At 70.6% G+C, this 19,905-nt stretch carries 19 protein-coding genes; 13 read left to right on the top strand and 6 right to left on the bottom strand.

Annotation, left to right across the window (positions count from 1 at the left end):
- Positions 1–51: 51 nt before the first annotated feature.
- Positions 52–1,503: an MFS transporter gene (locus BA062_RS04790; RefSeq protein ID WP_110334781.1), complete on the bottom strand. Its 1,452-nt coding sequence runs from the start codon at positions 1,501–1,503 to the stop codon at positions 52–54.
- Positions 1,504–1,675: 172 nt separating this feature from the next.
- Here BA062_RS04790 and BA062_RS04785 point away from each other — a divergent pair, with 172 nt between their 5' ends.
- The 8 genes from BA062_RS04785 (at position 1,676) to BA062_RS04755 (ending at position 7,604) form a co-directional block, all read left to right on the top strand.
- Complete coding sequence (locus tag BA062_RS04785; protein ID WP_110334780.1) at positions 1,676–2,728, top strand: aromatic ring-hydroxylating dioxygenase subunit alpha; 1,053 nt, start codon at positions 1,676–1,678, stop codon at positions 2,726–2,728.
- Entirely contained in the window at positions 2,725–2,898 is a 174-nt protein-coding gene (locus tag BA062_RS39730) for a hypothetical protein (RefSeq protein ID WP_168213874.1), read from the top strand. The genes BA062_RS04785 and BA062_RS39730 overlap by 4 nt, the downstream gene beginning before the upstream one ends.
- A complete protein-coding gene (locus BA062_RS04780) occupies positions 2,895–3,839 on the top strand; it encodes a PDR/VanB family oxidoreductase (RefSeq protein ID WP_110334779.1) in 945 nt (314 codons plus the stop codon). The genes BA062_RS39730 and BA062_RS04780 overlap by 4 nt, the downstream gene beginning before the upstream one ends.
- A 32-nt stretch (positions 3,840–3,871) precedes the next feature.
- The gene (locus tag BA062_RS04775) at positions 3,872–4,630 is read left to right on the top strand and encodes an IclR family transcriptional regulator (protein WP_281271611.1); all 759 of its coding nucleotides are present in this window, start codon (positions 3,872–3,874) and stop codon (positions 4,628–4,630) included.
- Between the two features lie 17 nt (positions 4,631–4,647).
- Positions 4,648–4,878: a hypothetical protein gene (locus BA062_RS04770; RefSeq protein ID WP_146240001.1), complete on the top strand. Its 231-nt coding sequence runs from the start codon at positions 4,648–4,650 to the stop codon at positions 4,876–4,878.
- A 97-nt stretch (positions 4,879–4,975) separates the two neighbouring features.
- Positions 4,976–5,218: a DUF2630 family protein gene (locus BA062_RS04765; RefSeq protein WP_110334777.1), complete on the top strand. Its 243-nt coding sequence runs from the start codon at positions 4,976–4,978 to the stop codon at positions 5,216–5,218.
- Positions 5,219–5,347: 129 nt separating this feature from the next.
- On the top strand, positions 5,348–7,111 hold the full coding sequence (gene ctaD / locus BA062_RS04760; RefSeq protein ID WP_110334776.1) for an aa3-type cytochrome oxidase subunit I: 1,764 nt from the start codon (positions 5,348–5,350) through the stop codon (positions 7,109–7,111).
- Between the two features lie 19 nt (positions 7,112–7,130).
- Positions 7,131–7,604, top strand: a complete 474-nt coding sequence (locus BA062_RS04755) for a DUF309 domain-containing protein (protein WP_110334775.1) — start codon at positions 7,131–7,133, stop codon at positions 7,602–7,604.
- A 27-nt stretch (positions 7,605–7,631) separates the two neighbouring features.
- Here BA062_RS04755 and fdhA read toward each other — a convergent pair whose 3' ends face one another.
- Together fdhA and BA062_RS04745 are read right to left on the bottom strand one after the other, a co-directional pair.
- The gene (gene fdhA, locus BA062_RS04750; protein ID WP_110334774.1) at positions 7,632–8,846 is read right to left on the bottom strand and encodes a formaldehyde dehydrogenase, glutathione-independent; all 1,215 of its coding nucleotides are present in this window, start codon (positions 8,844–8,846) and stop codon (positions 7,632–7,634) included.
- Between the two features lie 98 nt (positions 8,847–8,944).
- Positions 8,945–9,841, bottom strand: coding sequence for an isocitrate lyase/PEP mutase family protein (locus BA062_RS04745; protein ID WP_110334773.1), 897 nt, complete (start codon positions 9,839–9,841; stop codon positions 8,945–8,947).
- A gap of 104 nt (positions 9,842–9,945) precedes the next feature.
- Here BA062_RS04745 and BA062_RS04740 point away from each other — a divergent pair, with 104 nt between their 5' ends.
- The 4 genes from BA062_RS04740 to BA062_RS04725 are packed head-to-tail and all read left to right on the top strand — an operon-like array spanning position 9,946 to position 15,178.
- Complete coding sequence (locus BA062_RS04740) at positions 9,946–10,620, top strand: GntR family transcriptional regulator (RefSeq protein ID WP_110334772.1); 675 nt, start codon at positions 9,946–9,948, stop codon at positions 10,618–10,620.
- Positions 10,617–12,680 (top strand): hydantoinase/oxoprolinase family protein, encoded by a 2,064-nt coding sequence (locus tag BA062_RS04735; RefSeq protein ID WP_110334771.1) that lies wholly within the window; start codon positions 10,617–10,619, stop codon positions 12,678–12,680. Before BA062_RS04740 ends, BA062_RS04735 begins: the two co-directional genes overlap by 4 nt.
- A gap of 3 nt (positions 12,681–12,683) precedes the next feature.
- Positions 12,684–14,561 (top strand): hydantoinase B/oxoprolinase family protein, encoded by a 1,878-nt coding sequence (locus BA062_RS04730; RefSeq protein ID WP_110334770.1) that lies wholly within the window; start codon positions 12,684–12,686, stop codon positions 14,559–14,561.
- The gene (locus BA062_RS04725; RefSeq protein ID WP_110334769.1) at positions 14,558–15,178 is read left to right on the top strand and encodes an isochorismatase family protein; all 621 of its coding nucleotides are present in this window, start codon (positions 14,558–14,560) and stop codon (positions 15,176–15,178) included. Before BA062_RS04730 ends, BA062_RS04725 begins: the two co-directional genes overlap by 4 nt.
- Here the strand turns inward: BA062_RS04725 and BA062_RS04720 are convergent.
- The 3 genes from BA062_RS04720 to BA062_RS04710 all read right to left on the bottom strand — a co-directional run bounded on the left by BA062_RS04720 (position 15,138) and on the right by BA062_RS04710 (position 18,335).
- Complete coding sequence (locus BA062_RS04720) at positions 15,138–16,304, bottom strand: alpha/beta hydrolase family protein (protein ID WP_110334768.1); 1,167 nt, start codon at positions 16,302–16,304, stop codon at positions 15,138–15,140. The two genes, BA062_RS04725 and BA062_RS04720, sit on opposite strands and share 41 nt — an antisense overlap.
- An 88-nt stretch (positions 16,305–16,392) precedes the next feature.
- Positions 16,393–17,568, bottom strand: coding sequence for an MFS transporter (locus BA062_RS04715; RefSeq protein ID WP_110334767.1), 1,176 nt, complete (start codon positions 17,566–17,568; stop codon positions 16,393–16,395).
- 74 nt (positions 17,569–17,642) lie between these two features.
- A complete protein-coding gene (locus tag BA062_RS04710) occupies positions 17,643–18,335 on the bottom strand; it encodes a GntR family transcriptional regulator (RefSeq protein ID WP_110334766.1) in 693 nt (230 codons plus the stop codon).
- A gap of 194 nt (positions 18,336–18,529) precedes the next feature.
- Between BA062_RS04710 and BA062_RS04705 the strand changes: the two genes are divergently transcribed.
- The gene (locus BA062_RS04705; protein ID WP_110334765.1) at positions 18,530–19,870 is read left to right on the top strand and encodes an MmgE/PrpD family protein; all 1,341 of its coding nucleotides are present in this window, start codon (positions 18,530–18,532) and stop codon (positions 19,868–19,870) included.
- The last annotated feature ends 35 nt before the right edge of the window (positions 19,871–19,905 follow it).

Below are 19,905 nucleotides of genomic sequence, written 5' to 3'. Positions count from 1 at the left end.
CGGCCGCAGTGAAGGCCACCATCACTGCGTTCAACGCAGGCAAGGTGGCCTTCACTGCAGTTGGGGTCGCTTCTCGCGGACCAGGACGTACAGGCCTGCCGAGGCGAGCATGATGCCGCCCGCGACCCAGGTGCCGACGGCCCAGCTGCCCGTGGCGTCGCGCAGCACGCCGCTCACCACGGGGCTCGCGACGGCGCCGATCTCGGAGATCAGGTTCAGCAGCCCGAACGCCGACCCGCGCTGCTTCTCCGGCACCAGGTCGCCCGTGATGCCCTGCGCGATCGGCTGCAGCGCGTTGAAGAACAGGCCCGAGCAGAACAGGATCAGCCCCAGCAGGAACAGCGACGGCTCCCCGTCACCGCTGATCGACAACGCGAACGCGAACACCAGCAGCGAGTAGACGACGCTGAACGAGATGAGCAGCGGTTTGCGGCCGTAGCCCTTGCGCAGCGCACGGTCGGCGAGCCAGCCGCCCGCGGGGAAGCCGAGGATGCCGGCGCCCGCGTTGAACGCCGCCGTGAGCGCGGCGGCGAGCAGCGAGCTCTCCGTGGCCTCGCGGACGATCTCCACCGACCAGAAGCTGAAGAACCACAGGTTCCACAGGATCGCGATGTAGGCGACGTAGACGATCACGATGTCCCTGCTGAGCAGGGTGGACGCCTCCGGCGTCCGGCGCAGGCGCCCCACGATGACGGCGATGACGATCGCGGCGAGCACCCCGGAGCCGATCGCGGTGCCCCACGTGGGCCAGCGCAGCTCGTCGGCGACGATGAACAGCCCGAGCACCGCAACGAGCAGGGGCGCGGAGACGCCGACCAGCCGCAGCATCGGTGGCCCGAGCTGGAGCCTGCCGTCGAGCCGGGCGCGGAAGAAGTACCAGCACAGCCCGGCCACGATCAGCGAGACGACCGCGAACACCACGAACGGCATCCGCCACGCCTCGGCGCCCATGCCGAGCGCGGAACCCCAGTCGATCAGCAGCGGCGTGCAGATGATGCCGATGGTGAGCCCGATCGAGAGCCCGGAGATCACCACGCCAAGGCCGAGCGTGCGCCGTTTCGGCGGGGTGTGGTTGAGGATCAGCGTGCGGTCGTTGGAGTAGAAGACGCCCTCGCCGAGACCGGTCAGCACCCGCGCGCCGACGAACGCGATGAGCCCGACAACGACACCGGACACGAGCGTCAGCACACCCGCCCACAGCAGCGAGAGCACGATCATCTCGCGGTGGCCGAAGCGGTCGCCGAGCCTGCCGCCGGGGTACTGCGTGAGCATGTAGCCGGTGAAGAACAGCGAGCCGACCAGGCCGCCGAGCGCGCGCGGATCGCTGGACTCGCCGATGAAACCGACCTCGTTCGCGATCATCCAGCTCACGACGGGGCCGGTGAGGGTGCGATCCGCATAGCTGACCACCCAGCCGAGCAGCAGTACCGCCCACAACGCCTTGTACGGCTTGCGGGTCTGCTGTTCGCCCGCCAGGAACGGCGTCGGCTCTGACCGTGTCATGGGGCAGCACGGTCGCAACAAACGTCCCGATTCGCCCGTCCCCCGTTCCGGTGAATGGAATGTGCGGGAAACCACGAAAAGCTTTCAGTGGGTGAAAACCGGCGTGGCCGCGGTCGCACCGCTGCCAGCACAGTCGGGGCGTCTCCCACCACCCGCGCAAGGAGCGACGTCGATGCCGACTTTTGCCCGCAACCAGTGGTACGTGGCCGCCTACAGCCGCGAGCTCGGGCGCGAACTGTTTCCCCGCACGATCCTCGGCGAGCCGATCGTCTTCTACCGCACCGAGTCCGGCGACGCGGTCGCGCTCGCCGACCGCTGCGTGCACCGCCGCTACCCGCTCTCGGAGAGCAGGCTCGAGGGCGACACCATCGTGTGCGGCTACCACGGGTTCACCTACGACCGGGCCGGTTCGTGCGTGTTCGTGCCCGGCCAGTCTCGTATCCCGCGCACCGCGCGCGTCGCCAGCTACCCGCTTGTGGAGCAGGACTCCTTCGTCTGGGTGTGGATCGGTGACCGCGACAAGGCCGACCCCACGCTGGTCCCCCGCGCGCCGTGGCTGGCCGACCCCGCGTACACGACGGTGTCCGGGATGGAGCCGCTGCGGGCGCGCTATGAACTGCTCGTGGACAACCTCATGGACCTCTCCCACGAGACCTACCTGCACGGCGGCTACATCGGCACGCCGGAGGTGGCGAACACGCCGATCACCACGGAGGTCGACGAGGAGAACGAGATCATCTACGTCTCCCGGCACATGGCCGACGCCGAATGCCCGTCGTTCTACGCGAGGTCCACCGGGATCGAGGGCCGGATCACGCGTTGGCAGGACATCGAGTATCACCCGCCGTGCCTGTACCTGCTGCACAGCCGCATCGCGCCGGTTGGCGTGCTGCCGAACGACGACGGCACCGATCCGGACGCCTTCCACGTCGAGGTGGTGTACGCGATCACGCCGGAGACCGAGCACAGCACGCACGACTTCTGGGCCGTGGCGCGGGATTTCGCGCTCGACGACCAGGAGGTCTCCGACTTCCTCGCCGAGAGCAACCGCACGGTCGTGCTCCAGGACGTGCGGGCCCTGGACGTGCTGGAGCAGGTGATCCAGTCCGAACCGGACGGCTACCAGGAGCTGAGCATCAACATCGACACCGGCGGGCTGGCGGCACGGCGGTTCCTGCGGCGCATGGCCGAGCGGGCCGCACCCGGGGCGTTGGTGCGCTCATGACGGCGATGCTGCGCGGCAACACCGTCTTCCGCATCCACTGGGTGCTGAACACCGACCGGCTGCTCGGCGTGTGCCACTGCGGCGCCGAGCACGAGTCGCAGGACCCGGTCGAGCTGTGGGACTGGCTGCTCGCCCATCCCGAAGGCCACGAGGAGGAGCCGGCGCGATGACGGATCTGGAACTGGTGGTGGCCCGCAAGGAGACCGCCGCCGAGGGCGTGGTGTGCCTGACGCTGCGTCGTCCCGGGGGTGAGCCGTTGCCGCCGTGGGAGCCGGGCGCGCACGTGGACCTGCTGCTCGCCGACGGGCTCGAACGGCAGTACTCGCTGTGCGGCGATCCCGGCGACCGCTCCGCGCTGACCGTGGCGGTGCTGCGGGAACCGGAGAGCCGGGGCGGGTCGACGTTCGTGCACGAGCGGCTCGCCGAGGGTGCGGTGCTGCGGGTTCGCGGGCCACGCAACAACTTCGCGCTCACCGGCTCGCCGAGGTACCTCTTCCTCGCGGGCGGCATCGGGATCACCCCGATCGTGCCGATGGTGGCGGAGGCCGACGCGCGCGGCGCCGACTGGCGGCTCGTCTACGGAGGGCGCAGCAGGGCGTCGATGGCGTTCGCCGACGCGCTCACCGCGAAGTACGGCGATCGCGTTCGCGTGTTGCCGGAGGACGAGACGGGGCTGCTGCCGCTCGACGAGCTGCTCGGGACGCCCGAACCGGACACGGCGGTGTACTGCTGCGGGCCGGAGCCGTTGCTCGCGGCCGTGGAGGAGCGGTGCGCGGCGTGGGGGCCGGGCGTGCTGCACGTCGAGCGGTTCGCGCCGAGGGACGACGCGGGCGCGGGGCCGCGCGAGTCGTTCGAGGTGGAGCTGGCCGTGTCCGGCAGAACGTTCACGGTGCCCGGGGACAAGTCGATCCTGGAGGTGCTGGAGGACGCAGGGGTGCCGGTGTTGTCCTCGTGCCAGGAGGGCACGTGCGGCACGTGCGAGACCGACGTCCGCGAGGGCGTGCCCGACCACCGCGACTCCCTGCTGACCGACGAGGAGCGCGCTGCGGGCGAGACGATGCTGATCTGTGTCTCCCGTTCGTGCGGGCCGCGGCTGGTGCTGGAGTTGTAGCCTCTACCGGCGAGCTCGGCGAAGGAGTTGAGGTGGGCGAGGGTGCCCGGTCGGTGACCGCCAAGGTGCTCGCCATGCTGGAGGCGTTCACCCCGGCGACCCCGGACCTCTCCCTCAGCGAGCTGGCGCGGCGAGCGGGTGTCTCGCTGCCGACGGCGCACCGGCGGGCGGCCGAGCTGGTGGCGTGGGGTGCGCTGGAACGGGGCGCCGATGGGCGGTACCGGATCGGGCTGCGGCTGTGGGAGGTCGCGGCGCTGGCTCCGCGCGGGCTCGGCCTGCGGGATGTGGCAATGCCGTTCCTGGAGGACCTGTACGAGGTCACGCACGAGAACGTCCAGCTGGCGGTGCGTGAGGGGCTCGAGCTGGTGTTCGTGGAGCGGATCGCGGGCAGGCACGCGGTGCCGGTGCTGACCCGCGTCGGCGGCCGGTTCGCCCTGCACGCGACCGGGGTTGGCCTGGTGCTGCTGGCGCACGCACCCGCGGAGGTGCAGGAGCAAGCGCTTGCGGCCCCGTTGCACGCCTACACGCCGAAGACGATCACCGACCCCGACCGCCTGCGTGAGCTGCTGGCGGCGGTCCGCCGCAACGGCTACGCCGTGAGCGACGGACAGGTGACCCTCGACGCGCTGTCGGTGGCCGCACCGATCCGCGGCGCCGACGGTGCCGTGGTGGCGGCTGTGTCGCTGGTGGTGCGTGCCGACACGGCGGAGCCCATCGCGCTGGCTCCGCTGGTGCAGGCCGCCGCGCGCGGCATCTCGCGGATGCTGGCCCCCCGACTCGATGGCAGGTGACCCGTTAGCGTGGTGCGGTGCTCCGGCGAATGGTCAAGTTCCGGGCGGATCCCGACGCGGGTCTGCTCTCGGCCGAACTGCTGGACGAGGACGGCAACCTGCTGCAGGCGCGCGTGCTCGACGCCCGCGACGCGGCGCTGCTCGGCGAGTGGCTGGAGGCCGAGGCCGACGAGGCCGTGGCCAACGGCAGCCGCTGGGTCCGTTCGCGAGCCTGGCACCACCTCTTCCCCTCAGACCCACCCGAGTGAATCCAGCTGCCCCCAAGGCCACCTTTGTTGCGTTGAGCGCACCGAAGGTGGCCTTGGGGGCCGTTGGGGAGGCGGGCTGCGGCGTACCGTGGCCTGCATGGCTGACGAGGACACGATCGCCAGGATCGACGCGCTGATCGCCGAGGAGCGCGAGCTGCGTTCCCACGCCACGGGCAGCGGGCTCGACGACGCGGGCACGCGGCGCCTGCGCGAGCTGGAACAGCAGCTCGACCAGTGCTGGGACCTGCTGCGGCAGCGACGCGCCCGCGCCGAGTTCGGCGACGACCCCGACGAGGCCCAGCCACGCTCGGTCAGCGAGGTCGAGTCCTACCAGCAGTAACGGGCCGGGTGTCGAGGCGGTTCGAACTGATGCGCCGGACCCCTTCGGGGTCTACCGTTTATCAAGACCGCCTCGAGCCGGCCAGCACGAGGGGCTCGGGGATGCACCACTGGTGGTGGAGGTGCAGCCTTGGACACTCAGATCGGCCTGCGGCCGACCCGAATCCGCCAGCCCGCTGCCCGCACGGGGAAGCGAGGTCAGCTGGTGCTGGCCTGGGTCCGCACCACCGATCACAAGAAGATCGGGATGCTCTATCTCGTCACCTCGATGGTCTTCTTCATGATCGGCGGCCTGATGGCCCTGCTGATCCGGGGTGAGCTCGCCTGGCCGGGCCTGCAGTTCCTGTCGCAGGAGCAGTACAACCAGCTGTTCACCATGCACGGCACGATCATGCTGCTGCTCTACGCGACGCCGATCCTGTTCGCCTTCGCCAACCTCGTGCTGCCGCTGCAGATCGGCTCCCCCGACGTCGCCTTCCCGCGCCTGAACGCCTTCTCCTACTGGCTGTTCCTGTTCGGCGGCACGATCGTCCTCAGCTCGCTGCTCACGCCTGCGGGTGGCGCGGACTTCGGCTGGACCGCCTACACGCCGTTGTCTCGCGCGGAGTACTCCGTCGGCGTGGGCGGCGACCTGTGGATCATGGGTCTGATCGTCTCCGGTCTCGGCACCATCCTCGGCGCCGTCAACATGATCACCACCGTCGCGTGCCTGCGCGGGCCGGGCATGACGATGTGGCGGATGCCGATCTTCACCTGGAACATCCTGTTCACCAGCGTGCTGATCCTCGCCGCGTTCCCCATCCTCACGGCTGCGCTGTTCGCGCTCGCCGCCGACCGGCATCTGGGTGCGCACGTGTTCGACCCCGCCAACGGCGGCGCGATCCTCTGGCAGCACCTGTTCTGGTTCTTCGGCCATCCCGAGGTCTACATCGTCGCGTTGCCGTTCTTCGGCATCATCACCGAGATCATCCCGGTGTTCAGCCGGAAACCGTTGTTCGGCTACCGGCTGATGGTGTTCGCGACGATGGGCATCACGGCGCTGTCGTTCGTCGTGTGGGCCCACCACATGTTCGCCACGGGCGCGGTGCTGCTGCCGTTCTTCTCGTTCCTGACGTTCATGATCGCCGTGCCCACCGGCATCAAGTTCTTCAACTGGATCGGCACGATGTGGAAGGGGCAGCTGAGCTTCGAGACGCCGATGCTGTGGTCGATCGGGTTCCTGCTGACGTTCCTGCTCGGCGGACTGACCGGGGTCATCCTCGCCGCCCCGCCGCTGGACTTCCACGTCACCGACAGCTACTTCGTGGTGGCGCATTTCCACTACGTGCTGTTCGGCACCATCGTGTTCGCGACGTTCGCGGGCATCTACTTCTGGTACCCGAAGTTCACCGGTCGCATGCTCAACGAGCCGCTGGGCAAGCTGCATTTCTGGCTGACGTTCGTGGGCTTCCACACCACGTTCCTCGTGCAGCACTGGCTCGGCGACGAGGGCATGCCCCGCCGGTACGCCGACTACCTGCCGTCCGACGGGTTCACCGAGCTGCACGTGGTGTCGACGATCGGCGCGTTCGTGCTGGGGCTGTCGATGCTGCCGTTCCTGTGGAACGTGGTGCGCAGCTACCGGTTCGGCGACCCGGTGAACGCGGACGACCCGTGGGGCTTCGGCAACTCGCTGGAATGGGCCACGAGCTCCCCACCTCCCCGGCACAACTTCACCGAGCTGCCGAAGATCCGGTCGGAGCGGCCCGCGTTCGAGTTGCACTACCCGCACATGGTCGAACGCATCCACTCCGAGGGGCACATCACGCTCACCGGCAGGGTCAAACCGCACACCGCGGAGCCGCAGCCCGCGTCGAAGCAGGCGTCCGACGCCACCCAGCGGGGCACCGAGTGACGGTGCGAGACTCGCAGGCGTGACTGACCGCGACCGGGACGAGGAAGGCCGCGCCCGCAACGCCCGCCCGAGGGACGGCCTCGGCAGGCCGCTGCCCTACGGCGCGGAGGGCGTCGAGCGGCAGCCGGAGGGCGTCGTCCGCACACCGGAGGAGTCGCTGACGGAGGCGCAGCGGCTGCTCGACGACGGCAAGCCGTTCCACGCGCACGAGGTCTTCGAGGACGCGTGGAAGTCGGGGCCGGAGGACGAGCGGGAACTGTGGCGGGGGCTCGCGCAGCTCGCCGTGGGCATCACCCACGCGGCGCGCGGCAACCCGACGGGCGCGGCGTCGCTGCTCACCAGGGGCGCGGGCAACATCGAGCCGTTCACGCGGCGCCGCCCCCACGGCATCGACGTCGAGGGCCTGTGCCAGTGGGCGCGCACGCTCGCCGAGAGCCTGCGTGAGCAGGTGGCAGCGCCGGACGCGAGCACGATCGCGCCCCGGCTGCGCTGAACCGGGGCGCGATCGGCTGGTTCCTTCCTACGCGGGAACCATCCCATGCGGGTCGAGTACGAACTTCTTGGCAGCGCCGTGGTCGAAGTCCTGGTAGCCCTGCGGGGCGTCGTTCAACGGGATCACCGTGGCGTTGACGGCCTTGGCGATCTGCGCCCTGCCGCTGAGAATCATGTTCATCAGCAAGCGGTTGTACTTCTTGACCGGGCACTGGCCGGTGGTGAACGAGTGCGACTTCGCCCAGCCGAGGCCGATGCGCACGCCGAGCTGGCCGATCTGCGCGTTCTCGTCGACCCCGCCGGGGTCGCCGGTCACGTACAGGCCGGGGATGCCGAGCGAGGCGCCCGCCCTGGAGATGGTCATGATGTCGTTGAGCACCGTCGCGGGCTGCTCGCCGGCGTCCCGGCCGTGGCCGCGGGCCTCGAAGCCGACGGCGTCCACCGCCGCGTCGACCTCCGGCTCACCGGTGATCTCCTTGATCATGTCGGCGAGCTCGGCCGACTCGCGCAGATCCACTGTCTCGCAACCGAAACTGCGGGCCTGCTGCAGCCGCTCCGGGATCATGTCGCCGACGATCACCACCGACGCGCCGAGCAGCTGCGAGGCGTGTGCCGCCGCGAGGCCGACCGGTCCCGCTCCGGCGACGTAGACCGTGGAGCCCGTGGTCACGCCCGCTGAGAAGGCGCCGTGGTAGCCGGTCGGGAAGATGTCCGACAGCATCGTCAGGTCGAGGATCTTCTCCAGCGCCTGGTCGCGGTCGGGGAACGGCAGCAGGTTGAAGTCCGCGTACGGCACCATCACGTACTCGGCCTGGCCACCGATCCAGCCGCCCATGTCGACGTAGCCGTAGGCCGCGCCGGGCCGGGCGGGGTTGACGTTGAGGCAGATTCCGGTCTTGCCCTCGAAGCACATGCGACAGCGGCCGCACGCGATGTTGAAGGGCACCGAACAGATGTCGCCGGGTTTGACGAACAGCACGTCGTCACCGGCTTCGACCACCTCCCCGGTGATCTCGTGCCCGAGGGTCTGCCCGACGGGCGCGGTGGTGCGGCCGCGCACCATGTGCTGGTCGCTTCCGCAGATGTTGGTGGTGACGATCTTCAGGATCGCTGCATGGGGAGCCTTCTTCGGCAGGCCCAGTCCTTCGACGACGTCAGAAGGAAGTTCGAGCTTCGGATAGTCGATCGACTCGACGGAGACCCGTCCCGGCCCCTGATACACGACAACATGGTTATCCGGCATGTCCAAACCCCTTTGTCTGATCGCCGGTTCGGAGTGCGTGGGCGTACCGCGAACGTAGCTCCTACCTGCCCGTATTTCCAGGTATCGGCCGGGGTAACTCATTCACTCGCGAAGCGCTGCTCCAGTTTCTGTATCTCGGGAAGCCCGATGAGATCGGTGAACTCGCCGAACGAAGGCAGCCCCGGCAGCGCCGATTGCGGGGTCCCCTCGGCGCGCAGCACCTCCAGCAGTGACCGGATCCCGGCGGTCGCGGCGAGCAGTGTCCCGATGGGGAAGATCACGAGCGAGAAGCCGAGCTCTCCTATGCGCTGCAAGGAAATCGGCGGGGTGCGGCCACCCTCGGCCCAGTTGAACACGAGCGGTGCGACGCCGCGCAGCTCCGTCGCGACGCGCTCGATGCCCTCCTCGCTCGTCGGCGCCTCCACGAAGAGCACGTCGGCGCCCGCGTCGGCGTAGGCCTTGGCGCGGTCGATCGCGTCGTCGAGCCCGTGCACGGCGGCGGCGTCGGTACGGGCGATGAGCACGAAGTCGGGGTCCTGCCTCGCGGCGACGGCGGCGCGGAGCTTGCCCGCCATCTCCTCGCGCGAGATCACCGCCTTGCCGCTCATGTGCCCGCACTTCTTCGGCATCACCTGGTCCTCAAGGTGGATGCCGGACACCCCGGCCTGCTCGTAGGCACGCACGGTGCGTACGACGTTGATCGCGTTGCCGTAGCCGGTGTCGGCGTCGGCGATCACCGGCACGTCGACGGCGGCGACGATACGGCTCGCGTTGTCGACCATCTCGGCGCCGGAGAGCAGGCCGACGTCGGGCCTGCCGATGAGCGAGGCGGTGGTCCCGAACCCCGTCATGTAGACGACGTCGAAGCCGGCCTGTTCGATCAGCCTGGCCGACAGCGCGTCGTACGAGCCGGGTGCGACGAGCGGTTCCCCGGCCGTCAGCAGCTCCCGCAGGCGGGCCCTCGGGGTCCTTGCGGTACCGAGCAGATCTCCCACGTCACAGCCTCCTTGTATACAGACACCTCGAATTTACGCGTCACCCATTGCCAGTGGAATCCCCTTCGGCCTAGATTGCACACAATCTGGCTTCGAGGTGATTCATGACACAGACTTCGCCCTCGGTGACGGGCCGCGAGAAGGCCGTCGACGCGCTGCGCGAGCTGATCCTGCGCGGCGACTTCCCGGCGGGTGCCCGGCTCGGCGAGATGGAGCTGGCCACCCGGCTCGGGGTCAGCCGCACACCGGTCCGGGAGGCCCTCACCCGGCTCGCCGCCGAGGGCCTCGTCGAGCTGGTGCCCAACCGTGGCGCTCGCGTCAGCAAGTGGAGCGTCGAGGAGCTCGAAGGCGTGTTCGAACTGAGGACCGCGCTCGAACCCAAGCTCACCGCGCTCGCCGTACCCAAGGCGCGCCCCGAGGACGTCGAGGAGCTCGACCGGCTCGCGCTGCGCATGGTCGAGGTCGGCAGCCCGGGCCCTGAGCAGGACCTCGACGCGCTCGTGCCACTCAACCGCGAGTTCCACGGCAGGCTCGTCGCGCTCGCGCACCACCCCGCGCTCGCGGGCGCGCTCGCCAGCGCGGTGCACGCCCCGATCGTGCTGCGCAACTTCCACACCTACGACGAGACGTCGCTGCGGCGCAGCCTCGCGCACCACGTCGAGATCGTCGCCGCCGTGCGGGCGGGAGACCCGGAGTGGGCCCGTGCCGTGATGACCGCCCATATCCGCAACGCGCGGGCCGTGATGGTCCGCGCGGCGAGGGAGCAGGAGAACCCATGAGTTACCGGCTCGGAGTCGACGTCGGCGGCACCTTCACCGACGTGCTGCTGGTCGAGGAGGCCACGGGCGCCACCTGGCGCGCGAAGACCCCGTCCACGCCCGCCGACCAGTCCGTCGGCGTGCTCAACGGCATCGGCAAGGTGTGCGCCGACGCCGGGATCGGCCTGCACGAGGTGGCCCAGGTGCTGCACGGCACCACCGTGGCGACCAACGCGATCCTGGAGGGCAAGGGCGCCAAGGTCGGCCTGGTCACCACCAAGGGCTTCCGGCAGGTGCTGCAGATCGCGCGGTCCTACGTGCCGGGCGGCCTTGCGGGGTGGATCATCTGGCCGAAGCCGGAGCCGCTCGCCGCGCTGGAGAACACCGTGGAGGTCGACGAGCGGATCGCCAGCGACGGCACGGTGATCCGGGCACTCGACGAGGCCGACGTCCGCGCCCAGCTCGGCAGGCTGCGCGGCCGTGGCATCCAGGCGCTGGCCGTCTCGCTCATCAACTCCTTCGCGGGTGCCGCCCACGAGCGCCGGGTCGCCGAGCTCGCCGCCGAGGAACTGCCCGGCGTGCCGGTGTCGCTGTCCTCCGACGTGCTGCCGGAGCTGCGCGAGTACGAGCGCACGGTGACCACCGTCGCCAACGGCTACGTCCAGCCGCAGGTCAAACGCTACGTGGAGACGCTCGCCGGCGAGCTCGGCAGGGGCGGCGTCGCCGGGGAGCTCGCGATCCTGCGCAGCGATGGCGGGCTGTCCGCCGCCGACGCGGCCGTCGCCTCGCCGGTGACCATGCTGCTGTCCGGGCCCGCGGGCGGGGTGACCGGTGCGGTGTGGGTGGCCGAGCAGTGCGGCTACCGCGACCTGATCACGTTCGACATGGGCGGCACCTCCACCGACGTCGCGCTGGTCCAGGGCCTCTCGCCGCGCATCGGCAGGGAAACCAAGGTCGGCGACCTCACCGTGCGAGCGTCCAGTGTGGACGTCCGCACGGTCGGAGCCGGTGGTGGCTCGATCGCGCACGTGCCGGAGCTGACCAGGGCGCTGCGCGTCGGCCCGCAGTCGGCCGGTGCCGACCCGGGCCCCGCCGCCTACGGCCGGGGCGGCACCGAGCCGACCGTCACCGACGCGAACGTGGTGCTCGGCTACCTTCCGCCCGCGCTGGCGGGCGGGGAGATCACGCTCGACGTCGCCGCCGCGAGGGACGCGGTGGAGAAGGTCGCGGAGGCGATGGGCCTGCCCGACGCCGAGACCGCAGCGGCGGGCATCGTCGACATCGTCAACGAGAACATGCTCGGCGGCCTGCGCCTCGTCTCCGTGCAGCAGGGTTTCGACCCGCGCGACTTCGCGCTCGTCGCCTTCGGCGGCGCGGGACCGCTGCACGCCAACGCGCTCGGCAGGCTCACCGGCGCGTGGCCCGTGATCGTGCCGCCGTCACCCGGCGTGCTGTGCGCGCTCGGTGACGCGACGACGAGCCTGCGTGACATCGCCGCCCGCACGGTGCTGCGCCGCTTCGGCGACCTCACCGGCGACGAGCTGGGCGCGATCCTGCTGGAGCTGGCGGACGAGGCGGGCGAACGGCTCGCCGCGCAGGGCCTGGCGAAGGACGCACAGGAGGTCGGCTTCGAGGTCGACGTGCGCTACCACGGCCAGGGCTTCGAGATCCCCGTCGAGCTCGATCCGGCGTGGCTGGACGGACCCGGCACCGCGCTGGAGACGCTCGCGAGCCGCTTCGACGCCGAGCACGACCGGCTGTTCTCGTTCCTGCTCTCGGTGGACCACGAGCTGGTCAACGCCCGCGCCACGGTGACAGGGCCGAGGCCGGAGGTCGCCCCGCTGACCCTGCCGGAGGGCACGGGCGATCCCGCCGACGCGCTCGTGGACACCCACCCGATCCACGTCTCCGGCGCCCGGCACGACGCCCGCGTGTACGACCGGGCGAAGCTGCGGGCCGGCGACGTGGTCAATGGCCCCGCGATCGTGACCGAGATGGACTCGACGACCCTCGTGCTGCCCGGCCACGCGGCCACGGTGCACCCGACCGGCAGCCTGCTCATCAACCCGCTGGAGGCGTGAGGCATGGCCCGCATCATCGAGACCGCGACCGGCGAGCTCACCAAGGGCACCGTGGACCCGGTGACCCTCGACCTCATCGAGAACGGCCTGCGCAACGCGCGCTACGAGATGGACGAGGTGCTGTTCCGCACCGCGCTGTCGCCTGGGATCCGCGAGCAGCACGACGAGTTCCCGCTCATCGGCGACCCGAGCGGCAAGATGGTGGTCGGCCAGTTCGGACTGTCCATTCCCGACTTCCTGGAGAACTTCGACGACACGATCGAAGAGGGCGACGTGCTGATGACGTCGGACCCCTACGCGTGCGGCGCCGCGATCAGCCACGCCAACGACTGGCTGCTCGTGATGCCGATCTTCCACGAGGGCAGGCTCGTCGGCTGGGCGTCGATGTTCGGGCACATGTCCGACGTCGGCGGCAAGACCCCGTGCTCGATGCCCACCGACGCGCGCACGATCTACGAGGAGGGCGTGGTCGTGCCGCCGTTCAAGCTGTACCGCAGGGGAGAGCTGAACGCCGACGCGCTGCGCATCATCCTCAACCAGGTGCGCATGCCGGACTGGAACCGCGCCGACCTCAACGGGCTCGTCGCCGCGTGCCGCACGGCGGGCCGTCGCGTGGTGGAGATGTGCGAGCGGTTCGGCACGGCGACCTACCTGTCCGCGCTCGACGCGCTGCTGCAACGCAACTACGACGCGATGAAGGTGCTGCTGGAGACCGTCTTCGAGGACGGCAAGACGATCAGCTTCACCGACTACATCTGCGACGACGGCGTCGGCAACGGGCCCTACGAGCTGAAGCTGTCGCTCACCAGGAACGGCGAGAAGGTGCACCTGGACTTCACGGGCAGCTCGCCGCAGGCGGCCGGGCCGGTGAACTACTACATCAACGAGAACCTGACCCGGATGTTCTTCGGGATCTACATGATCACGGTGGCCGACCCGCAGATCCTGTGGAACGACGGCTTCTACCCGCTCGTGGACGTGACGATCCCGGACGGCTCGTACTGGAAGCCGAAGCACCCGGCGTCGCTCAACGGCCGCAACCACGGCATCGGGCGTGTGTTCGACCTCTTCGGCGGGCTGCTCGGGCAGACCAACCCCGCGCTGCTCAACGCGGCCGGGTTCTCCTCCAGTCCGCACTTCATGTACTCCGGCTACTACACCTCCGGCGACCGCGAGGGCGAGTGGTTCCAGCTCTACTCCATCGGTTTCGGCGGCATCCCCGGCCGCCCGCTCGGGGACGGGCCCGACGGGCACTCGCTGTGGCCGAGCTTCGTCAACATCCCGTGCGAGTACCTGGAGTCGTACTACCCGCTGCGCATCGAACGCTGGGAGACCGTGTCCGACACCGGCGGCGCGGGCCTGCACCGGGGCGGCAACGGTGTGGACGTGACGTACGTGTTCGAGGAGCCGGGCACGATCGCGATCCATGACGACCGGTGGCTGACCTACCCGTGGGGCGTCAACGGCGGCGAGCCCGGGGCGCGCGGCACGAAGTGGCTGGAGCGAGCCGACGGCACCCGCGAGGTGTTGCCGAGCAAGTGTCACGACGTGCCGGTGCGGCCGGGGGACGTGCTGCACTTCGTCACGTGGGGCGGTGGCGGCTGGGGTGACCCGCTGCAACGCGACCCCGAGCTGGTGGCGCTGGAGGTGGCGCGAGGACTGGTGACCGCAGAGGGCGCGCGGCGCTACGGCGTGGTGCTCGACGGTTCCGGCGCGGTGGACGCCGAGGCGACCGAGGCGCTGCGGGCGGAGCTGAAGGCGTCGCGGCCCGCCGAGCTGCCGGTGTTCGACATGGGCCCGCCGATCGAGGAGCTGCTGGAGCGCTGCGAGGCCGAGACCGGCCTGCCCGCGCCGAAACGGCCGCACTGGGCGGAATCGTGAGCACCGGGCCGCACGGGACGGCGTTCTCCGGCAGGGTCGGCTGGGGTGAGCGCCCTGCGGTGCTCGTGATCGACCTGGTGCGCGCCTACACCGAGCCGGGCGGGCCGTTCCTGCTGCCGGATCCCGGACCGGCCGTCGCCGCGACGGGCGAGCTGGTGGCCGCGGCGAGGGCTGCGGGCAGGCCGGTGCTGTGGACGGTGGTCCGGTACACGCGCGGGCTCGCCGACGGCGGGCTGTTCGTGCGGAAGGTGCCCGCGCTGGCGGCGTTCGCGGAGGATGCCGAGGGCGGCTGGGGTGAGATCGCGCCGCCGTTGAAGCCGGAGCCGGGCGAGCCGGTGATCGTGAAACAGTACGCGTCGGCGTTCTTCGGCACGTCGCTCGCGGCGACCCTGCACTCGGCAGGCGTCGACACCGTGGTGGTGGCCGGGGTGTCGACGTCGGGCTGTGTGCGTGCCTCGGCCACGGACGCGCTCGCGCACGGCTTCCGGCCGCAGGTGGTGCGCCAGGCGTGCGCCGACCGATCCGTCCAGCTGCACGACGCGAACCTGACCGACCTGGACGCGAAGTACGCCGACGTCACCGACCTGGACGAGGCGCTGGCCCGCCTGCGGTCTTGAACTCCACCTCGGGGTACCCCGCGGACGGACCGTCGAGGAGCGGCTGCTCCTCGCCCTTGAGGAAGCGCAGGAAGAAGGCCGACGTGTAGTCGAGCAGGATCCGCTGCGAGCGTTCGTCACCGATGTCGTCGAAGTTCGCGGTCCAGATCTCCGGCGGCATCACCTCGCGCATGTTCCAGCGGTCGGCGCTGCCGCCCTGGTCGACGAAGCGGTAGTGGCCCGCGTCGCGGATCCGCAGCCACTGGTGCCACCCGGTGAGGGCGGGCAGGAAATCCGCCCACGTGGGGTCGGCCTTGTCGTCGTGGTAGTCGCTGCCCATGACCAGGAACGGCTTGTCGAGGCCCTCGGTGCGGACCGGGCCGACGACAAGGCCGTCGAGGTTGATGCCCGCCAGCAGCCTCGGGTCCTCCAGCATCGCCTGCGCCGCTGTGGAGCCGCCGAACGAGTGCCCGTAGATGCCCGCACGGTCGATGTCGGCGGCGCGGGCAACGCCCGATGGCAGCGGCAGGGACCCCTGCTGAAGCCCGTCGAGCACGAACCGGACGTCGGCGACCCTGGTCTCCTGGAGCCGGTTGAGGATCGCCTGGTTCTCCGGGCTGAAGTCGCTGGCCGCGGCGCAGAACGCCGGGTCGGCGGTGGAGACCGTCCTGCCGCCGGGGAACTCGACCAGGTCGGACTCATGGGTGCTGCCGAGTGCGACGACGACGAAGCCGAGGCTCGCGAGGCGCTCGTTGACGGCCGTCGTGTCGGTCCGGCTCGCGCACAGGCCGTGGTAGAAGAGCACCACCGGGTAGTTGCCCGGCAGCGCGGGCGCGTCCTGCCTGCTGTTGGTGACGGCACCTTCGAGCACGCCGTCGGGAAGGACGTAGAACTCCTCCTGCCGCGCGGCCTCCTTCGCGGGCGCGTAGGCCGCGCGCTCGTACCAGGGCAGGGGCAGCGCCGGATACCAGACCTGTGCCATCAGTTCCCGTGGCCCGCCCTCGGGAGCGAGGGCGTCGGTGCGGCCCTCGTCGACAAGGTGAAGCAGGCTCGTCCCCGGCGCGTACGGGCCTTCGGGATCGGGCAGGTGCACCTGCTGCGGAGCCGCGTTCGCGGGTGGCGCGACAAGCGCGGCCGACGTCGTCACGGCGAGTGCTCCGGCAACGAGCCGGAAAAGTCCGGAATTCCTCACATTGAAGATCTACACCCATCGCGCAACCCCCGCCCTTCCCGGGTCAGGCGTCCCGTTCGCGGCGGACGGCTCGCCAGGTGAAGCCGCTGGAGGTCCACAGCAGCGCGCCGGTGACCACGAACACCGACGCGACGCCCGCCGAGCCCGCGATGGCACCCGCGCCGAGGGGTACGAGCACTTGACCGAGCCGGTTTCCCGTGAGCCGCAACGACAACGCCGAAGCGCGGCTGCGCTGCGACACGAGCGTCACCACCCACGTCATCGTCAGCGGCTGCCCGATGCCCCAGAAGAAGCCGACGATGACGAGCAGGATGCCCATCAGCACCGGTTGGTGCGCAAGGGGAAGCAGTGACATCGGCAGCGCGGAGCACAGCGTCGCCGACAGCAGCAGCCAGCGGCGCGACACCACCCGCAGCAGCGCGGGCAGGAACGCCCGGGACACGATCGAGGAGCCCGTGCGCAGCATCAGCAGCACGGTCACCAGCAGGACGCTGAAGCCGTACTCCTCGCCCAGCACGGGAAGGAACGCCGAGAGCACGTCCATCGACGTCAGCACCACGAGACTGCTGAAGACGGCGGGGCACATGCCGCGGATGCCGAGCATCGTCAGCACCGACTGTGTGGGTTCCTGGGACGGCGCCTTGCCGTTGACCCGCCTCGGCACGGGCAGCAGGAGCGAAGAGGGCGCCGCGAGCGCGACGAGCCCGGCGAGCGCGAGCACCGCCCCGGTGGTCGCCACGCCCTCGCCCTCGGCGCTGCTGGCCGACGACACGAGCCCGGCCACCGGCAGGCCCACCGTCTGTCCGATGGAGACCGCCAGCGACCACCCCGCGAACCGCTTGTCCAGCTCGTACGGCTCCGACAGCAGCGGGATGAACCCCTGCGCGGCCACGACCACGAGGATCTGCCCGAACCCGAGCAGGGCGTTGCCGATGCCGAGCACCACGAGGTCGCCGCTCAACGCGATCACGATCAGCGAGGCCGCGGTGAGCAGTACGCCCGCCCGCAGCATCCCGGCGGGGTGGCCGTTGTCGACGGCCCTGCCGACGTGCACCGCCACCACGAGGGGCAGTAGCGAGAAGAGCGCCGCGATGACGCCGAGTGCCACGCCGTCGGCGCCGAGTCCGAGCGCGCGGTAGGAGACGAGCATCCTGGCCGCGTTGAACGCCGCCTGGGACAGCGCCGTGACGACGCACAGGTGGGGATACCAGTGCCGCATTGCCACCTTCTGCCGTATCGGGGCCAGCCTCGGTGGACCACCCCGCGGTAGCGGGGCGGTTCAGGTCTCGAGGCTCAGGAGTCCATCTGGTCGTGGGTACCCTCGGCGCGAGCCGTGGGGTCACCCGCGCGGATCCGCGACGCCCGCAGGATGTGCTCGGACATCAGCGCGCCCGCACGCCGGGCATCGCCATCGCGGATGGCGTCCATGATCGCCTCGTGGTCGTCGGCCAGCTCGCCGGCGTGCTCACCGGTCCAGATCGTGCTGGACGGCGTGAACCGGGTCCACAGCAGCTCCAGGTACTCCACCACCAGCGGCGAGCTCTGCGCGTAGATCGTGAAGTGCAGTTCGCGATTCAGCTGCGACAGCCTGGCCGAGGTCGCCCCTTCGGCGCGTTCCCGGTTCAGCTCCTCGTGCTTGGCCTCGATGCGGTTGAGCCCGGCCGGGGTCATCCGCTCGACGGCCATCTCCGTCGCGGTGCCCTCCGCGCTCGCGCGCATCCGGTACAGGTCGACCGCGGCCTCGGGGGCCATTTCGCGCACCGACGCGCCGCGGTGCGGCTGGTAGGTGATGGTGCCGTCGGCCTCCAGCACGCGCAGCGCCTCGCGCACGGGTGTGGGGCTGACCCCGTACCGCTTGGCGAGCACGGTCTGCTTGATCAGCTCGCCGGGCTGGATCAGCCCGCTGGCCAGGTCTTCCTTGAGCCGCTCGACCACGTAGGCCACACGGCTCTGAGGCGGCCGCATCGGCTCGACCTCCGACGTCATGGGGACCCTCTCCTCCAGCGACCACCATGCCAGGAACTGGACACAGTATGTCGCGAACTCCTCCCGGACCGGGTCCGGACCGACACTCTCCGCACCATCTTCGCTCCTCAATTGGTTATAGACAACACTCTATAGACTATGTACCTTCCCGGTAGTCGCAGAGTGACTTCCAACTCTCGAAAGCCTGGAGCCCCATGGAATCCACGACGAAGTGGCCTGCCGAACTGGCGGGCATGAGCTGGTCAGGACTGTCCCCCACCGAACGCCACGCGGGAATCGTGCTGCTGCGCGACGCGCTCGGCATCGCCTCAGCCGGCACCCGCGCCACCGGCATCGAGCCGGCACTGAACGCCCTGCGCGCGCTGGGTTCCGGCGAGGTCGCGGTGCCCTGGACCGATCTCCGGCTGCCCGCCGCACAGGCCGGGCTCGCCACCTCCGCGCTCGTGCACGCGTGGGACTTCGACGACACCCACGACGACGCCGTGGTGCACGCGATGGCCGTCGCACTCCCCGCCGCGCTCGCGGCCGCACTGCGGACGAACCGGTCCGGTGCCGACCTGCTCGACGGCGTTGTCGTCGGCGTGCAGGCGCTGAGCAGGCTCTCGCTCGCCCTCGGCCCGCAGCACGGCATGGTGCGCACCGCGAGCCTCGGCGCACCCGCCGCCGCGGCGGCCGCGGCCCGCACACTGGGCCTCGGCGCCGAGGGCATCGGCAACGCGATGGCGCTCGCACTCTCCTCGGCCGGATCGCCGCACAGCAGGCAGGTGGTGGAGAACAGCGCCGTCAACAAACGGCTCCAGCCGGGCTTCGCGGTACAGGCCGGGCTCACGGCGGCGTTCCTCGCACAGGCAGGCGTCGAGGGCCCCTCGGGCTGGGCCGACGGCGGCTACGGCCTGCTCGCCAAGGCCAGCGACCCGGCGGGCGTGCTGTTCGCGCCGGGCTGGGAGGGCGCCAACCTCTCGCTCAAGCCCTACCCCGCGTGCCGCTACACCCACGCCGCGATCGCCGCCGCGGCCGAAGCGGGACTCGGCATCGCGCACACGAGGATCTCCTCCGTCGACGTGCACGTGCCCGACGGCGCGGCGTACGCCCTGGTGTCGCGTCCCTTCGAACGCCGGGGCCGCCCGGTGATCGACGCTCAGTTCTCCATCCCCTGGCTCGTCGCCGCGCAGCTGGTCACCGGCACCGTCGACCTCACCACGATCGCCGGGCCGACCCTGCTCGACACCGATGTGGAGACCTTCGCGGCGCGCGTCACCGTGCACCAGGACCGGCACGGCACCGCCGCGATGGCCCCGGCCACCGTGGTGCTGCGCACCGACGACGGGCGGACCCACGAGGCCACCGCGCCGATGGCGGGCTCCCCCGAACATCCCCTCACCGAGGAGCGGCTCGCCGCCAAGACCGCCGCGTGCGCCCGCGTCGGCGGGCACGACCCGGACGGCACGGTCGCCGCCATCGCCGCGCTCGCCGAGCGGCTCGCCGACCTCTCCCCAGCCGGCCTCGGCCCCGCGCTCGCCGCACTCGGCGCCTGAGTTTTCCCCGCGCTTACGCAAGAAAAGCGCTCCCG

Origin of the sequence: Prauserella flavalba (genome assembly GCF_003202235.1) — a bacterium.
Lineage (GTDB): Bacteria > Actinomycetota > Actinomycetes > Mycobacteriales > Pseudonocardiaceae > Prauserella_A > Prauserella_A flavalba.
This window is presented reverse-complemented; position numbering and strand designations above follow the sequence as displayed.

What these genes read in the sequence shown, in the direction of transcription:
- fdhA (WP_110334774.1), bottom strand. Translation starts at nt 8,846, where the DNA reads ATGCCGGATAACCATGTTGTCGTGTATCAGGGGCCGGGACGGGTCTCC.
- BA062_RS04735 (WP_110334771.1), top strand. Translation starts at nt 10,617, where the DNA reads ATGAGTTACCGGCTCGGAGTCGACGTCGGCGGCACCTTCACCGACGTG.
- BA062_RS04715 (WP_110334767.1), bottom strand. Translation starts at nt 17,568, where the DNA reads ATGCGGCACTGGTATCCCCACCTGTGCGTCGTCACGGCGCTGTCCCAG.
- BA062_RS04740 (WP_110334772.1), top strand. Translation starts at nt 9,946, where the DNA reads ATGACACAGACTTCGCCCTCGGTGACGGGCCGCGAGAAGGCCGTCGAC.
- BA062_RS04730 (WP_110334770.1), top strand. Translation starts at nt 12,684, where the DNA reads ATGGCCCGCATCATCGAGACCGCGACCGGCGAGCTCACCAAGGGCACC.
- BA062_RS04765 (WP_110334777.1), top strand. Translation starts at nt 4,976, where the DNA reads ATGGCTGACGAGGACACGATCGCCAGGATCGACGCGCTGATCGCCGAG.
- BA062_RS04790 (WP_110334781.1), bottom strand. Translation starts at nt 1,503, where the DNA reads ATGACACGGTCAGAGCCGACGCCGTTCCTGGCGGGCGAACAGCAGACC.
- BA062_RS04780 (WP_110334779.1), top strand. Translation starts at nt 2,895, where the DNA reads ATGACGGATCTGGAACTGGTGGTGGCCCGCAAGGAGACCGCCGCCGAG.
- BA062_RS04785 (WP_110334780.1), top strand. Translation starts at nt 1,676, where the DNA reads ATGCCGACTTTTGCCCGCAACCAGTGGTACGTGGCCGCCTACAGCCGC.
- BA062_RS04710 (WP_110334766.1), bottom strand. Translation starts at nt 18,335, where the DNA reads ATGACGTCGGAGGTCGAGCCGATGCGGCCGCCTCAGAGCCGTGTGGCC.
- BA062_RS39730 (WP_168213874.1), top strand. Translation starts at nt 2,725, where the DNA reads ATGACGGCGATGCTGCGCGGCAACACCGTCTTCCGCATCCACTGGGTG.
- BA062_RS04705 (WP_110334765.1), top strand. Translation starts at nt 18,530, where the DNA reads ATGGAATCCACGACGAAGTGGCCTGCCGAACTGGCGGGCATGAGCTGG.